A 16,753-nucleotide genomic window follows, 5' to 3' on the forward strand; every position below is an offset into this window, starting at 1 on the left:
CCGGCCCGCCGGGAAATCTCCCCACGGGCCGGACACGCGACTTTATCGGGCCGCGTTGCATCGCACTTGTATGATTTCCGACCGGCCCGGTCACAGGGCGCGGCCGCTCTCCTGTTCAAACAGATGCGCTTTGGCGGTATCGAACCGGAATTTCACCGTGTCCCCGGCATGGAAACCGGTCTCCGGCGCCACCCGCGCCACAAAGGTATGCCCGCCGAGCCGCAGATGCAGATAGGTTTCCGCCCCCATCAGTTCCCGCACCTCGATGACCGCCGCCATGCCGTCATCGGCAATCACCAGATTCTCCGGCCGAATGCCGAACACCACGTCCGGCCCCGCCGCTTTGGCCGCCTTGTCCTTCCAGGCTTCCGGCAAAGTGAAAGTCATTCCCTCGGAAGCGAAACAGAGCCGTTCGCCGCTCTGTTCCAGCCGGCCGTTGAAAAAATTCATCGGCGGCGTGCCGATAAAGCCGCCGACAAACTGGTTGGCCGGCCGGCTGTAGAGGGTCAACGGATCGGCCACCTGCTGAATGACGCCGTCTTTCATCACGCAGATCCGGTCGCCCATCGTCATCGCTTCGGTCTGGTCGTGGGTAACGTAGATCATCGTACTCTCCAACTGGTGGTGGAGCTTGCTGATCTCGATGCGCATCTGAACGCGCATCTTGGCGTCGAGATTCGACAGCGGCTCGTCGAACAGGAACGCTTTCGGCTTGCGGACGATCGCCCGGCCGACCGCCACCCGCTGCCGCTGACCGCCGGAAAGCGCTTTCGGCCGCCGGTCCAGATATGGCTCCAGACCGAGAATCCGGGCCGCTTCCATCACCCGCTTCTGAATCTCCGCCTTGGGGAACTTGCGCAGTTTCAGACCGAACGCCATATTGTCGAAAACCGACATGTGCGGATAAAGCGCGTAATTCTGGAACACCATCGCAATATCCCGCTGCTTCGGCGGAATGTCGTTGACCACCGTATCACCGATCCGGATCGTCCCCCGGCAAATATCCTCCAGGCCGGCAATCATCCGGAGCGTCGTCGACTTGCCGCAGCCGGACGGTCCGACCAGCACCATGAATTCCCGGTCACGAATATCCAACGAGACGCCCTTGACCGCCTGGTAACCGTCGTCCTCGTAAATTTTCCACACATTTTCAAGAATCACTTCCGCCATAATCCGTCACCCCTTTACACCGCCGAGCATAATGCCTTTGACCAGTTGCTTCTGCATGAATACGAAAATTAAAATCATCGGCACGACGCTCATCGTCACCGCCGCCATCAACAAATTGGTCACCTGCCCCTGGGTGCCGTCGAATGCCAGCAGTCCGATCGGCAAAGTGTATTTCTCCGGATTCTTGATCATCACCAACGGCCAGAACAACGCATTATAGGTGCCGATAAAGGTGAAGATCGACAACGTGATGATCGCCGGACGCGACAGCGGCAGGATGACGTTCCAATAGAGCTGCCACTTGCTGGCGCCGTCGATTTCGGCCGCCTCGTCCAGCGATTTCGGAATGCTGAGCATGAACTGCCGCATCAGGAAAGTGCCGAACGCGGTGAAGGCCGCCGGCAGAATCAGACCGGTGTAGGTATCGACCAAGCCGAGCGAAATCATGATCTGGTAGTTCGGAATCATCATCACCAGCCCCGGCAGCATCATCGTCCCCAGATACAGCAGAAATACTTTATCGCGCCCTTTCCAATGCAGCCGCGAGAAGCTGAACGCCGCCAAGCTGGAGGTGAATACCTGCAGGAAAGTCGTCCAGGCGGCCACCAGAATACTGTTCCAGTACCAGCGGCCGAACTGGATGCCCTCCATCGAGAAAACATCCGGATAATTGCTCCACAGCAACACCTTCGGCAACCAGGTATCCAGGCCGGTTTCCGGCAGCGATTTCAGGCTGGTCAGGATCATCCAGGTGAACGGCAGCACCAGCGTCAGCGCCAACCCGCCCAGCACCAGATTGAGAAAAAACAGATTCAAGCCTTTTTTGAGTTTGACATTCATCGTTTGCCGATTCCTTTTTTCAATTTGTTCTGCCATCAATCATTGCTGTAGCGGTTGCCGAATTTCCAGTTGAAGAGCGTCACCACGAAAATCAAAGCGAACAGCATCCAGGAGATCGCCGAGGCATATCCCAGCCGCCCGACATCGAAACCGGCGGTGTAAATGTAATAGCTCAGCGTCGTCGTCGCGCCGGCCGGCCCGCCGGCGGTCATCGCCCTGGCCATCTCAAAACCGCCCTGCAGACCGCCGATCACCGACATGACGAAGATGAAGAAGGTGACGCCGGAGAGCTGCGGCCAGGTGATATTCCAGAAGCGCTGCCAGCGGCCGGCGCCGTCGATGTCCGCCGCTTCGTAGAGCTCCTGCGGAATGCCAGTCAAGCCGGCCAGATAAAGCAACATGTTGTTCGAGCCGATCGCCGCCCAGAAGCCCATCAGCAGCAGGGCCGGTTTCGCCCAGTAAAAATCCACCAGCCATTTCGGCGCATTCAAACCGGCCCGGGCGTCGGCCGGCAACTGCAGCACGACCAGCGCGAAGCCGATCAAAGTCAGTCCAACGATCATCGAAATGCCGTCCAGCAGCATCGAATCACCGATGCCGCGGTCCAGCGCGGTACGATATTCCCGTCCCCGCGCTACCGCTGCCGCGGCGCAGCACCAGCCGCCGGCGGCGACGATGCCGAAGACCACCCAGCGACAGCCGTAATCGGTCCAGCAGCAAGCCAGCACCGGCGGCACGGTCAGGACCGCCAATCCCAATACCAGACTGACCGTACCGGCCTCGCCATCCTTCCACAACCGGATTTTACGCCGGAAACCGTAGACCGTCAGCAGAACGACGCCGGCGAGCAGCACCAGGCTGACCGCATTGGCCGCGCCGTCGGACAACCCGGCAAAAACCGGGCTGACCGCATCCAGCACCGGCTGCAATGCGCCGTTGATCGGACCGGTATCCGGACTGTACATCTTTTTCCAGAGGATGAATGTGGCCACGCCGCTGGTGAAACAGGGAAAGTAGAACAAAGTCCGGTACAACCCCTGCCCGACCGCGGTGCCGGCCACCAGGATGGTGCCGAACAGCGACAGCAGCAGGATGAACAGCGCACTTTTGCCCATGCCGAAGGCGACCAGCACCAGACAGGCGGCGGTGAGGACGAAAGTCAGCAGCACGATCAGCCAGATCCGGCGCGAACCGGATTTGAAATCGCAGTTCAACAGCAAGGCGGCAAACAGGCTGCCGGCCATGCCGAAGGGAATGCCGATCATCAGAAAGAGCGTATTCCAGAGATACTGGTAAAAATCCGGTTCGGAAAACAACTCCAGAAAGTTGTCGAACCAGACGAATTTCACCGAAGCGTTCTGGAACATATTGTGAATCTCCAGATTCCAGTTGGTGAAAGCCATGATTATGCTGATGACCAGCGGGATGGCGCTGAACACCAGAAAACCGAGCAGATTCGGCAGGATAAACGCCGTTCCGATTCCGAGTTCACGCCACTCTTTCCTTCGCATCCCCCACTTCATTCCTGCAACATCCCTTTCGCTCGATAATAGGCTTTGAGAAAACTGTTTTTGATCCAGGCGGCCGGCAGTTTTTTGCCGGCCGCCTTATAGTCGTCGACCCGCTTCTGCAATTCGACATCCGCCTCATACTGCTTTTTCAACTCCGGATTGGCGGCGATGTTGGTCTGAATGTCCCTGGCGTAGCGCTCCTCGGCTTCCGCCAGCGCCGCCAGCGCCGACGGGCTGCGGTCGTTGCAGTATTTTTCATAAGCGGTTTTCATCCAGTCGATCGTCACGCCTTTGATATAAGGGGAAACCGGTTGGATGAAACCGACCTCCTTGGCCCAGATCGTACTCTGCCGGGTGGTGTCGCCTTCGTTCGGAAACCTTTCCGGATGACCGAAATTCGGATCGGCCAGCGAATAGGCCGGATTCGACGGCAGGCCGTCGCCGCCGAGCAGGATGTATTCGTTGTATTCGCGGCTGGCGATATATTTCAGAAAGGTTTTGGCTGCTTCCTGATTCCTGCCGCCCTTGTAGAGGCCGGCGGCGCGGGAATAAATGATCGTGTTGGGAAATTCATACATCGGATGCTGGGCGATCGCCAGCCTGGGCCGTTCCTCCTCCGGCAGCCCGCGCAGCCGGATCAGCAGATGGCGGCCGAAATAGACCGTCGCGTAATTGCCGATGCAGAACTGCGACAGATCGTTGCCGCCGTAGCCGGAGGAGGAGCTCATGCTCTGGACATCGGACGGCGACGGTGACAGCCGCAGCGGAATTTCCGGCCGGTAACCGGGAACCAGCCGGTCGAAATCGAGCGGTTCGCCCTCGGCGTCCCTGAACGACCAGACATCCTCGTAAGTCCAGCGTTTCAACATCTCCAGCGCGGCGACATGCCAGGGATCGGTCAGCGTCGCCGCCGTCAGCGTTTCGTTATAACGGTCGACGCCTTTGCTGCGGGCGATGACGTCGAGCTGCATGTTCGGTACCGCGGCGTTGGTGAAAAATACCTCCTGCCGCTTTTTGCCGGCATTGGCGCGGATGACGAATTCGGCGCCGATGCGCTCGAATTCTTCCGGCGTCCACTCCAATCCGGGCGGCGCCATGCCGACGCGTTCAAACGCATCGACGTTGATCCAGAAGGAGATGTTGGCAACGTTGAACGGATAGGCGTACTGTTCGCCGCCGGCCATCAGCTCATCCTCCAGTCCCGGATAGGTGTCCGCCAGGCTGAAGCCATTCCGTTTCGCCTCCTCGGTAAAGGGCTGCATGACCCCGAACGGCTGATAAGTCCGGATGCCGTAAACATCGAACACGTCGCTGCCGACGCCGGAAACCAGTTGGATCAGCATGCTCTGGTTGGTGGCGGTGTCGAGGTGCAGTCTGATCTTCGGCTTGCCGGCTTCATCGACGATGCCGTTGGCCAGTTGCCACTGATAGAAAATATCCCGCTGGTCGTAACGCTGCTCGTTCGGGTCGGTCGCCCAACTGATCGCCACCCCGTCCCGGTCGCGTTCGCCGGTGTGCAAGGCGGTGACGATGGAGGCGAAGATCAGAAGCGCCAGGATCAGGAGAAAAATTTTCTGCGAATTCATTGATGATGTCCCAATTTGATGACGTGGATGGATTGTTTGACCAATCTGCCGACTCTTTCCTGTTTCGATACCGTTTCATTTCCGGAAATCAACCGCGGCGGGAACGCCTTCTGGCGGCCCGCGCCTGTGCTGGCCGGATTGCCCCGTCAGGAACCGGCGCTGAAAGCATGCCCTCTCATATTATAAATAAATCTTACGGTTTTGGCAATCCCCGTTATTTTCAAAAACTATCGCCAAATTATCAAAAAACCGTATTTTGAAAAAAATTGCCTCCTTCCTTCACCGCCCAATCACTCAAGGGCGTCATCCGGCCGGGCGGCCGGATGCGTCTTGCCCCAGATCTGGATATCGTCGATGTGATAAGCGCCGCCGGGATTGCGGATGATGATTTTGACATATCTTGCATCAGGAGCGTCCGGCAGTTCGACGACATTGTTCCAGCCGCCGCGCGGCACCGGCTGCAGTTTCCGGTCGGAAACGACCGGCGCGGTATAATGGACGCCGTCGGTGCTGCAACGGACTTCCAGCGACTGATAGAAACGCTCTTCCTGCACGAAAACCCGAACGTCGTCGATCGTATAAACATCGTTCAGATCGAAGATGACCTCCACTTCCGGCGAACGGACGTCAACCCGGCGGGTCCACCAGCCGTAGTGGCCGTCGATCAGGCCGGGCAGCGGTTTTTCCCTGGTCGGCTCATCGTCGCAATCGGCCGGCGAACCGTCCGGACGGACGATCCGATAAGTGGCGCCGGTGGTCTTGCGCAGGAAGTACCCCTCCGGAACGCTGTTGTTGTCGCTGAGCAACCGCGAAGCGCTTTCATAGATCTCTTCCGGAAAATCGATTTCGACGACCTGGTTGCAGACGGCCACCCGTTCACCATTCTCGAAATATTCGGCCAGCATCGGGAACGGCTGGTTGGGTTCCAGTCTGGTCAGGTCCTCGGTCACCTGCGCCTGCACTTCGAACTCCCGGAACTGGCCGGCTTCCAGCGGTCCGACGGCAATGGCCGACGGCGAAATGCTCCAGCCGTCCGGCAGCGTCAGGCGCAATTCCCCTCCGGTCGGGTTGACGGCGGCAAGCTGGATAATCCAGGTGAATTTCTCACCCGGCCGGAATTTCGGCGTCCGGCCGTCCACTGCCCGGACCGCGGACGCCGGCGTTTTCTGGCCCAGCAGCGGCGCGTGCTCCCGGAAGCAGTAAACGACGCCGGCGTTGCCGAGGCCGGGCAGCGTGAAATGAAACCGGCCGTCGGCCAGGCGGTCGAACTCCAGCGGGTACAACGCATATTCTTCCGCCGGCGCCCAGAAGGCCCGGGTGGCGGTATCCTCCGGCAGGGTCAGCGTGAACGCCACTTCACCGACGCCTTCTTCGACGTTGTTGCCGATCAGCAAAGCCAGGTTGCCGTCTTCATCCGCCTGCGGCGTTTCCACCCGGCCCTGCCGGTGAATTGCCGGCATCGTCCGGCCAGCGACGGCGGCGGGCGGCTCGACCTCGAGCCGGTCCAACAGATTCTGCAAGATTTCATCCGCTTCGGTTCCGGCGTCGATCCGCTTCGGATCGCCGGAAGCATTTTTGACCGCCGGGTTGCGCCAGGCGCCCAGTCCGGTGGCCAGCAGCAGGCTGCGGCCGTCGCCGTAACGGTGACAAGCGATCAGGCCGTCGGTAGACAGTTCCGCCCCGGCCGGCGTGTAAAACGCCCGGGTCCGGCTGCTGACCGCTTCGGACAGCGGCACTTTCTCGTGCCAGTTCTGCTTCGCCTGGAACCCGACGCCGAATACGGCGGCGGTTTCCGGGCGCACTTCCAGATTTTCATTGAAATAGCCGCAGCGCAAATCACCCAGCACCTTGCCGCCGTTTTCGATATATTCGGCGACGGCGGCAAATTCCGCGTCGGTGAGCAACTCCGCGTTGCAGAGGAACAACACCTGGTACTGCTTCAGGAACTCCGGCGTCAACTTGTGGTAAGGCAGCACGTCCACCCAGTAACCGAGATTGCGCAGCCGGGCATACAGCGCCTGGCGGCTGTTCTCGCCGGCATCCCAGACTCCGCCCGGATCGTCTTCCAGCAGATTGTCGCGGTGCGAATTGAGCAGCGCGACGCGCGGCACCTCCGCCGCCCGCGCCTGTTTCCAGAATTTCTCGCTGCGGTGCAGCATCGTCGCGAAACGCGGCACATAGAAATAACGCTCGCGGATGCGGCCGTTGCGGGCGATAAAGCCGAACACCTCCGGATCTTCGCTGGGATTGTCGCCGAAATCCCCCATACAGAAGAAATCGACCGCTTTCAGGCCATTGCCCAGGCTCCGCCAGAAGGTGTCGGCGAACTGCCAGCCGGGGCCACCGTGATTGTTGGTTTCAAACAGATTGACGCCATACCAGGAGGAATCGTCCGGGTCAGTCGGCCGGGCACAGTTGTCCAGAAAGCTGATTTCATACTCGAAGGCGTCGTTGTTGCCGTAAACATCGCAGCCGAGCCAGCCGCCGGTGAAGTCGCGCGTCTTTTCGGCCAGGTCGGAAAAGTTGTGCAGTTTGCGCTTCGTCCAATGTGAGAAATCGATGCAGCCCTGCACCGCTTTCAGGCCGACCGGCCGGTGCAGCGGATCGCCGCGGTGCATCGCCTCAAACCGTTCGCGGATGACGTCGCTGAAGTTTTCGCTCTGGAAATAGTACCAGTTCAGCCAGTTGACCGCCTCGGTTCCTTCCGGGCGCCGCCGCGGCACCTGCGGCGGCGGCTCGATTTCATCGAACGAGGCGTAGGCGCTGCGCCACACCCGGTTCAGTTCGTCGAGCGAACCGTAACGCTTTTCAAGCCACCGGCGATACAGTTCGATGACCAGCGGCTGATAATCGATCATCCCCTGCCATTCGTTGTCCAGCGACCACATATAGAGTTGGTCGCGGCCGTAGCGGCTGCCGTAAAGCCCGGCCAGTTCACCGTCGTAGGCGGCAATATAACGCCGGAAATTCGGATTGAACAAAGTGACATGGTACAAATTCTGCAACTTGCCGTCCTCGTCGAGAACATAGGTTACGTCGCCGAAATCCCTGGTCGAGGTCGTAAAAGCGAAGGTGTGCGCGCCCCAACTGCCCATATGGAACAGCGAACCGGAAGGCCGGGCCAAATCCAGCATGTGCATCGGAGAACCGTCTTTCCACTGGTAATCGCAAAGACTCTCCTCTCCCCAGTTCAAACCGCTCCGGGTTTTCTGGATATCGGTGCCGCGCAGGGTGCCGACCGGAAAATAGTTTTCGGTCGGACCGTCAGGCGTAATTTCCAGCGAATAACTTTCCACTTTATCCAATCTGGACGGCGAATCGGCGGCAGCCAGACACAGCAGGCCGGACAACAGGAAGGAGCAGGAGAGTAATTTTATCATCATGACAAGATCCTGAGAAGTTGCGGGAACAAAATACGTTTCCCGGAGGGTTGGGAAGCGGGAAACGTATTTTTAAGAATGAGAACGGACCGGCAGAATTTTACGGCACATAGAAAAACGGACCGTAAAGCCAGCCATTGTCTTCCCACAGATTGGTCTGTGGAATCAGATACATATTGATCGAACCGGCGCCGGGTTTGGCTTTCAGGACATGGCCGTCAACCCCGGAGAACAGACTGGCCTGGCCGCCGTGGTCGCGAAGCCAGTTGCCGTTGGTGCCGTATTTGGTAAGACATTCGTTGGAATAGTTGGACACACCGTCACTGCCTTCGGCGATGATGCTTTCAAACATCAACACTGTTTGGGCCGGAGATTCCACTTTGGACAGTTTCCCCTGAACGCCCTGAAATCCCCATACCGGTACGGAGTTGATCAAACCACGTCCATTCAGAGCATAATTAACCTGCCCCTTGTCGGCGCCCCACTCCCAATGGTTGACGTAACCGATCTGGGCTTTATAAACGTCGGATTCTTCGACCTCCATCACCGTCGTATGGCTCGGACACTGCAATGAACCATAGCCAATGCCGTAATTTTCCACCAGTTCCCCCATCCAGAAACGGTCGGACCACATACTATCCCAGTCGTCCAGCCAGGAAGTTTTACGGATCGGCAGGGTATCATTGTAATCCGTCGTATAAAGAATATTGGCGAGCGACAACTGCTTTATATTGTTAGTGCATTTGATGATCTGCGCCGCCTGCTTGGCTTTGCCGAGCGCCGGCAGCAACATGCTGGCCAGGATGGCGATAATAGCGATCACGACGAGCAGTTCGATCAGTGTGAATCTCTGTTTTCTCATTTTCCAGTTCCTTCCTGTAAAGGTTGCTTTTCATCGACTGCCAGCATAGCCGGCGCAAACTTTTGAGTAATCGCGCAAACATTTTTCGTTCGCTCTTAAGAAAATTATAGCAAATTTTGCGCAATAAGTCAATATCCAAAATCAAAAAAATGTAAAAATTTTTGCCTCGACGTTGGAAGTTTTTGTAAAACCTTATCGCCACATTCAGTAAAAATAAAAAGTAAAACATTAAACACCAAACCATTAAGCCAAGCGGCAAACAATGCCGACCAAAGTGCAGGCTTGGCGAAAAATCAAAAAAATTGATTTTTTTCATTGGCCGGTTGACTTCTCACGAAAAATTTACTATAATTATAAAAGAAATACAACGCAAAATTGCGTAAATTGAAAACTCAACAACGAAAAACATTCCAATCATGGTTGGCAGGATGAATCACAATCGCCCGGTTATCAATATCAGCACCATCGCGCAGGAGTTGAAAACGACTGCCAGCACCGTATCGCGCGCCTTGAACGGCCAATCCGGCGTCAGCCGGAAGCGGGCGGAGGAAATCATCGCTTACGCCGCTCAGCGCGGTTATCGCCCCTCGCCTTATACCGGCAAACGGTCGAACTGCCTGGCGATGCTGTTCGACGACAATCCGGAATCGTCGTCGGACACCCATTTCCAGAGCCGCTTGATCTATGCGGCGGAACGCTACGCCTCCAAACTCGGCAAATTCCTTTTCATCAGTTCGATCGACTCCCGGCACAACCGACTGCCGGATTTGCTGCGCGAACACCGGATCGACGGAGTGCTGCTTGCCTCCTTCCCGCCGGTTTCGCTGGTGGAGATGATCCGCCGCTATGAACTGCCGATGGTGGCGCTGGAGGATTTGACCTTGCGGCTGTCCTGCGACTGCGCGATCACCAACCCGCAGGCCGGCTCGGCGGAACTGATCCGCCGGCTGGTCGCCGCCGGCCACCGCCGCTTCGCCTTTGTCATCACCAACCGGCATTTCCCGTCGGTCGACCGCCGTTTTCAAGTGATGGAATACGGCCTGCAGGCGGTCGGCCTGCTGCCGCCGCCGGCCTATATCCTCAATGATACGCCATCCTCGATCAACGGCGGCATCGAAGCGGTTAAACGGCTGCTCGCCCTGCCGGAGCGCCCGGACGCGATCATCTTCACCAACGACCTGCTCGCCATCGGCGGCATGACCGAATTGAACCGGGCCGGCGTCGCCGTGCCGCGGGAAATCAGCGTCGCCGCGTTCGACAATTCGGAATTCTGCGAGATGACCACCCCGCCGCTGACCAGCGTCGAACTGCACACCGAGGCGCTGGTCCACGCCGCCGTCGACCGGCTGCTGGATCTGGCCGATTCCGACCATGTTCCGGACCGCTACGCGCAAATCGAAATCAAATCGGCCCTGGTCTGGCGGCAGAGCTGCCGGGGCTGACCGCTCCATATGTTTCATCAATCCAGTCGTCTAAAAAGGGAATCAGCTATGAACATAGCCAAATGCCTTCCAGCCGTCCTGGCGCTGCTGACCGGCGCGGCAGTGTGGGGAAACTCTCCGACATTGCGGGGGAAAAACTTTCAACTCACCGCTTCCGACCATCGGCAGTTGTTCCTGACCACGCCGGACGGCGAACGGCAACTGCTGGAATTCGGCGGCCTTCCCTTCGGCTGGTCGGACCACGCCGCCGAAATCGCCTCGATCAAACAATTGGACGACCGGACGCTGCAGGTCGATTACCGCATCACCAACGATCCCGGCCGCCAGATGACCGGTTCAGCCGTCTATACCGTCGACGGCGACCGGCTCAAGGTCGCTTATCAACTCGACGTGCCGCGCGACACCGAGGTCGGCGGGGTGATGTATGTCCGCATTCCGCGCGACGGCAAGCTCGGCGGGCTTGTCAAAAGCGGTTTCTGGACCCGCCATCCCGGCGGGGGCGTCCCGTATGAAGCCGTCGGGCCGGTGCTGCGCCGCATCGACGGCGGGGAGCTGACCGTCTGGGAAGAGATCAACGGCAACGCGTTATGGAGCGGCGACTGGAATCAGCATCTCTCCTTCCGCCGGCAGGACGACGGAGGGCATTATACCGCGTCAAATTCTTTTCTGGTCACGCCGAAAGCAACCGACGGCGAACAGGCGGCGGCCCGGCTGGCCGGACGGCCGCTGGCCATCTCGTTCGCCGGCGGGCAGCCGAACCACCTGTTCCGACCGGGAGAAGCGATGACGGTGGATTACCGGATCGCCAACGTCTCGGACGATGAGATCGCCGGACGGCCGCTGGTTATCACCGTTCACGACCTGGACGGCGGAATCGTCCACTCCGAGACGGGCGCCGTCACGCTGGCGCCCGGCGAAACGCGGCAGAAAATGCTGACGCTGCCGGCGGCGGACGAACCGGCAATTTATTTCGTCGAAGTCGCTTCGCCGGGCGAACCGGAGATCTTCACCCGAACCACGCTGGCCTCCCTGGACGAAACGCCGCTCCGCCACCCGGACAGTTCAATCTTCGGCATGGCGGCAACCTTCCCGATCCCGGACCGGGAAGCAGTCTATCGGCTGCTGTCGAAGCTGGGCGTCCGTTATCTGCGCAGCGGCGACAACAACGAATGCGCGCCTTACGGCCTGGTCGCCTTTTTCCACAGCCATTACAGCCCGGAAGAGTGGCGGCAACTGTCGCCGGCGGACCAGCGGCAGCACTTTGCCGATTTGATCGACCAGTGCGACCGGCAACGCAATCCGGTCTGGGAGTTCGGCAATGAAAACAGCTTCAAAACGGTCGAAGAGGCCGCCGAATACGTCGCTTATCTGAAGCTGATCCGGGAATTGATCCGGGAAAAGCAGTCTCCGCTGGAGCTTTGCAGCATCGGCTTCGCCAACGGCTTCGACGGCATCGGTTCGCTGCAAAACGTCCACGCCGCCGGCGGCTGGCCGCTGCTGGACAGCATCGCCTATCACCTCGGACGCGGCAATATGACTCCGGACGACGAGAGCCTGTCGAGCACCTGGAACTATCTGCCGAGCTTGAAGGAGCTGCGTTCGCTGCTGCGGCAATACGGCGACAAACCGGTTTATTTAACCGAAGTCTACGCTTACACCCGGCCGAATTTCTGGTGGTGCGACACGATGCGCCGGGCCGCCGAAAACGTCGTGCTGAGTTACGCGCTGGCCAAAGCCGAACAGGTCAAAGTAGTCTTTTTCTATCAACTGATGGACAGCATCTGGGCTGACATCGGCGGCGTTTCGGAGACCGACGGCGAATATTTCTACGGCTTGTTCGACCGTTTCGGTGCGCCGAAAGCGTCGGCGCTGAGTTACGCAGCGACGGCGCGGCGGCTGGACGGCGCTGAATTCGTCCGCTATGTCGAACCGGCCGACGAGGTTCGCGGCATCGAGTTCAAAACCGCCGACGGCGCACCGCTGTTGCTGCTGTGGGACCGCGCCGAAGGCGGCATCCAGAGCGAGGATTCGCCCGGTTACGCCGGCCTGGAACCGTGGGAAAAACACTGGCGCCAAAGCCGCAAACTGTCGCTGCCGGCGACGGGGGCGGTGACCGTTTACGATTTCATCGGCCGGCAACGGCAATTGACGCCGGCCGGCGGCCGGATTGAACTGGAACTGTCCGGCGAACCGGTCTGGGTGGCCGGCGCGACATTGTAACTGCAGGAGGGAAAAGGAGATGTGGAAAGCGATGATCGTTTCAGGAGCGTTGTTGACGGCCGCCTGGCAGGAAGCGGCGGGCAAAGAAGCCGCCGCGATTGCCGATACGCCGTATTTTTCGACCGAATTGAGCAGCGACATGCAGCCGAGCCAGTTCTATTTCCCGCTCGGCATGCTCGGCGACCGCAACTTCGACCAGTTGCCGGCAATCGGCTTCAACCTGACCGAAAACGCCCATTGCTGTTATGATTTCATCGAAGGACGCGACTGTCCCGGCGCCGGAAGTTCGGAGGCTGAAAACGGTCTGTTCTTCTACAACATCTGGGCGGCGCATTCGCTGTGGCATCACGGCAACAAACCGGGGGAGCCATTTCGGAAAGCCCAGCGGCCGGACGGCAGTTTCTACGGCGGACCGTGGATCAACTATTTCCACCAGCCGACCCGGCAGCGGGTGCTGGAATGCGCCGCCGCCAGCGTCGAACATGTCCTGCGCGGCAATGCGAAAATCTGGAAATGGGGCATCGACAACGAATACGAAGCGCAACTGGATTATTCGCCGGAAGCGCGCGCCGCCTTCCTCGCTTACCTGGCCGACGCCTACCAGCAGGATATCGCCAATTTGAACCGGTGCTGGCAGAGCAATTACGCCGACTTCTCCGAAGTGGAACTGCCGCGGCCGGAAGAGCGGCTGGAAAAGCCGGCAGCCTGGCTGGATTTCCGGCAGTTCCACGAGGAGGCGTTCACCGACTTCCTGGTCGAATATTTCCAGGCGATCCGGAATGCCGATCCGTTGAAACGCGATGTCATCAGCAAATCGACCCAATGTTCGCTGGAGATGACCTACGTAGCGCGCAACCGGATCAACAACCAGGCGATGCTGGCCGAGAAAACCCGCCGGTTGAGCAATGGCTGGTACGGCATCGACATGTACGGCCACAACGACCGGGACATCTATGAAGTCAATTACCTTTTCAACGCGATGCGGCCGACCGATGCGCAGAAAGCTTCCGGCGCCCCGGAAGCGAAAATTTTCACCGCCGAATGCAACAACCACGCCGGGCCGGGCAGGCAGTTCGCCGAAACGTTCTGGCGCTATGCCGCCAACGGCGGCAAAGGCTTCAACTTTTTCGTCATGGGCAGCTTCCAGGCGGAGAACGACTATTCGACCTTCTCGTTCATCGACGCATCCGACGGCCAGCCGCGCGACCGGCTCTTCTACGCGGCGCGGCTGGCGACGATGATCCACCGGACCGAACCGTTCTGGTCGGAATGCCTGCCGGTGCAATCCGCCGCCGGCAAAGCCGCCATCCTGATGCCGCAGCGCGACGTGCAGTTGTCGGCCGACACCAACCGCTCCTGGTGGGATTACGGCGTCAACAGCCGCCTGACGGTTTTCAGCCGGCTGCGCGACCTCGGCTATTTCGTCGATATCCTGCCCTACACCAAACTGGATCCCGCCTATCTGAAGCGTTATCAGGCGCTGCTGCTGGTCTCCGCCGACCATCTGACCCGAGCGGAATGCCAAGCGATCGAACAGTACGTCGCCGACGGCGGCGTGCTGCTGGCCGACACCCAGGCCGGTTATTTCGACGAGCGGCACCGGATTCAACACGGCCTGGACCGGGTGCTGGGCATCGATCTGCAGGGCGTTTACCAGGGCATTCACTTCTCGCCGGACGATGTCTGGTACGCCAATGAAAACGGTTTCGTCCTGCGCAGCGACGGCCGGATCAACGCGACGCTGGACGGCGCCGAACTGGTCAACGCCGTCGATGTCAAACGCAACGCCAAAAGCGCCTGGCTGACCCGCCACGATTACGGCAAAGGCCAAGCGTACTGGTTCAGCACCAAGCTCGGCGCCCTGCGCGCCGAGAGCACGCCGGACCGGGCGGTCAGCGATTTTCTCGGCGATATCCTCGCCGCCGCCGGCGTCCGGCCGGCTTATCAACTCGAAGGCGCTTCGGCGGAACAATTGCGCCTCGAAGCCCCCTTGGCCGATTCACAGGGCAACCTGATGCTGATCGCCGCTTCCAATTCCACCGAACCGGTACAGCCGTGCCGGTTGACGCTGGCGCTGCCGGAAACGCCGTTCGCCAGCGTCTGGCTGGCACCGGCCGACAACAACTGGCTGCTGCCGGTAGCCTATACCCGCCGGCCCGACGGCCGGCTGACACTGGAACTGCCGGAAATTCAGAGCGCCGCGGCAATTTATCTTTTCTCGTCGGCCGCGCCGTTCCTCGGCATCCGGACGGAAAACAGCGGCTCCGCCGCCAAGAACGACCCGAATACACCGCGGCTCGCGCCGGGCCAACCGGCCACCGTCACCGTGCAGATCGTCAATCCGGTCGCGACCGCCTGGCCGGGCGGCCGGCTGACGCTGGCGGCGGCGCCCGGCTGGCGCGTCGAGCCGCAGCAGCGCGAAATCAGGCAACTGGCGGCCGGGGAACAGACTTCGGTCAGTTTCACCGTGACGCCGCCGGCCGATCTGACCGGCCGCCCGCCGTTGAAGATCGACCCGCTGCTGGCCCAACTGGCCGGCCGCGACGGCAATGTCATCGCCACCGTCAACCAGACGGCCATGCTGCAATTCGATCCGGTCCGTTACGCCAGCCTGCTGTCCGACAACAAACCGGCCGGCGCCCTGTCCGCCCACTATCTGGCGACCGGAGCGACTTATTCGGTCGAATGCAGCGGCGGTTGGACCGATGGACGCAGTTTCCGCGATCCGCGCGACGGCGGCAAGCCCAATGTACCGGGACGCGGTTTGCTCAGCGGCGTCCGGAACGACTGGAACGTCATCAACGATATTCTGTTTGAAGGCGTCCCGGAAGCGACCGTGCAGTTCGACCTGCAGCGCGATTATCTGTTGACCGAACTGAAAATCGGCCGGGGCAGCTCGGACGGACTGGCCGCCGTCGAAATTTCATTCAGCCGGGACGGCCAAACCTTCGCCGACGCGATGACGCTGGACGGTTCCAAGCTCGGCACGAAACCGCAGGCCGTTTCACTGGCCGATATCGACGCCCGGTTCGTCAAGCTCAAACTGACTTTTCCCGGTCAAACCGGCACCCTCGGCGCCGTCGAAATTTACGGAAAAGCCAAATCGGCGGACAAGTAAACCGGTTCCCGGGAAAGCGGGCAGGAGGATTTTTGCGGGAAACGCTTCTTCCGGCAACCGTTATTGCCGGAAGCGGTCGCCGGGTTGCGCGGTGTGCAGCCAGCGCTCCACTTCTTCCATGCCCGGTTCTTTCTCCGCCGGCGCCCAGGCGGCCATATCTTCCGCCGGCGGCCGGTGATACGGGCCGCGCTTGATTTCCATGACGACGCTGCCGGGTTCCTCGGCGACAAAGGTATGCCAGGTCTCACAACCGAATTCCACCGCCACGCATTCACCGCCCGGCGTCATTTCGTGGACTTCCTCGACCACTCCAGCATCATCGAAAGTCACCAGCCGCACCCGGCCGGCCAGCACGATGAAAAGCTCCCAGCGGCGGCAATCGAAATGCCGGTGCGGCCGGATATACGTTCCCGGCTCGGCGGCGATGCACAGCCGGTGAAACTCGTCTTCGAGCGTCTCGTGCAGGTTGTAATGGGTGCGCCGGCGGTCCGAGGCCGCCGCCCCGGCGCTCAATTCATTCAGCAATGTTCCGGAAATGACTTTCATGAAAACCTTCTCCCAGCCTTGTCGTTCGTTTCAGAAAAATATCCTGTTACTATACCACCGGGGCACCGGGATTGCAAT

The 16,753-nt window shown here is 59.7% G+C and carries 12 protein-coding genes; 4 read left to right on the forward strand and 8 right to left on the reverse strand.

The annotated features are described in order from the left end of the window. Positions 1-90: 90 nt before the first annotated feature. Genes HWX74_RS01955 through HWX74_RS01970 form a run of 4 tightly spaced genes read right to left on the reverse strand, consistent with a single transcriptional unit; the run spans position 91 to position 5,107 of the window. Positions 91-1,170 carry an ABC transporter ATP-binding protein gene (locus tag HWX74_RS01955; protein ID WP_176011933.1) on the reverse strand — a complete coding sequence of 360 codons (1,080 nt, stop codon included), beginning with the start codon at positions 1,168-1,170 and terminating at the stop codon, positions 91-93. A gap of 6 nt (positions 1,171-1,176) precedes the next feature. Continuing rightward, entirely contained in the window at positions 1,177-2,010 is an 834-nt protein-coding gene (locus HWX74_RS01960) for a carbohydrate ABC transporter permease (protein ID WP_176011934.1), read from the reverse strand. A gap of 35 nt (positions 2,011-2,045) precedes the next feature. After that, positions 2,046-3,533, reverse strand: coding sequence for a carbohydrate ABC transporter permease (locus tag HWX74_RS01965; RefSeq protein WP_217704821.1), 1,488 nt, complete (start codon positions 3,531-3,533; stop codon positions 2,046-2,048). Further along, complete coding sequence (locus HWX74_RS01970; RefSeq protein ID WP_176011936.1) at positions 3,530-5,107, reverse strand: ABC transporter substrate-binding protein; 1,578 nt, start codon at positions 5,105-5,107, stop codon at positions 3,530-3,532. The genes HWX74_RS01965 and HWX74_RS01970 overlap by 4 nt, the downstream gene beginning before the upstream one ends. A 2-nt stretch (positions 5,108-5,109) precedes the next feature. Between HWX74_RS01970 and HWX74_RS01975 the strand changes: the two genes are divergently transcribed. Next, positions 5,110-5,367, forward strand: coding sequence for a hypothetical protein (locus HWX74_RS01975; RefSeq protein ID WP_176011937.1), 258 nt, complete (start codon positions 5,110-5,112; stop codon positions 5,365-5,367). 30 nt (positions 5,368-5,397) lie between these two features. Here HWX74_RS01975 and HWX74_RS01980 read toward each other — a convergent pair whose 3' ends face one another. The 3 genes from HWX74_RS01980 to HWX74_RS20115 form a co-directional block, all read right to left on the reverse strand. Continuing rightward, entirely contained in the window at positions 5,398-8,490 is a 3,093-nt protein-coding gene (locus tag HWX74_RS01980) for a beta-galactosidase (protein WP_176011938.1), read from the reverse strand. Between the two features lie 97 nt (positions 8,491-8,587). After that, on the reverse strand, positions 8,588-9,310 hold the full coding sequence (locus HWX74_RS20595; RefSeq protein WP_368506813.1) for a type II secretion system protein: 723 nt from the start codon (positions 9,308-9,310) through the stop codon (positions 8,588-8,590). Then, positions 9,222-9,665: a hypothetical protein gene (locus HWX74_RS20115; protein WP_254872294.1), complete on the reverse strand. Its 444-nt coding sequence runs from the start codon at positions 9,663-9,665 to the stop codon at positions 9,222-9,224. The genes HWX74_RS20595 and HWX74_RS20115 overlap by 89 nt, the downstream gene beginning before the upstream one ends. Before the next feature lie 112 nt (positions 9,666-9,777). On the opposite strand from HWX74_RS20115, the gene HWX74_RS01990 reads away from it, so the two are divergent. From HWX74_RS01990 to HWX74_RS02000, 3 genes are read left to right on the forward strand one after another with little or no spacing between them, the layout of a single operon-like run. Continuing rightward, positions 9,778-10,791, forward strand: coding sequence for a LacI family DNA-binding transcriptional regulator (locus HWX74_RS01990; protein WP_176011940.1), 1,014 nt, complete (start codon positions 9,778-9,780; stop codon positions 10,789-10,791). Positions 10,792-10,839: 48 nt separating this feature from the next. Continuing rightward, positions 10,840-13,011, forward strand: a complete 2,172-nt coding sequence (locus HWX74_RS01995) for a hypothetical protein (protein ID WP_176011941.1) — start codon at positions 10,840-10,842, stop codon at positions 13,009-13,011. A 19-nt stretch (positions 13,012-13,030) separates the two neighbouring features. After that, positions 13,031-16,129 (forward strand): beta-galactosidase, encoded by a 3,099-nt coding sequence (locus HWX74_RS02000; protein WP_176011942.1) that lies wholly within the window; start codon positions 13,031-13,033, stop codon positions 16,127-16,129. A 60-nt stretch (positions 16,130-16,189) separates the two neighbouring features. Here the strand turns inward: HWX74_RS02000 and HWX74_RS02005 are convergent, their stop codons facing one another. Then, the gene (locus HWX74_RS02005; RefSeq protein WP_176011943.1) at positions 16,190-16,675 is read right to left on the reverse strand and encodes a WbuC family cupin fold metalloprotein; all 486 of its coding nucleotides are present in this window, start codon (positions 16,673-16,675) and stop codon (positions 16,190-16,192) included. Between the last annotated feature and the right edge of the window lie 78 nt (positions 16,676-16,753).

The organism is Victivallis sp. Marseille-Q1083, assembly GCF_903645315.1.
Lineage (GTDB): Bacteria > Verrucomicrobiota > Lentisphaeria > Victivallales > Victivallaceae > UMGS1518.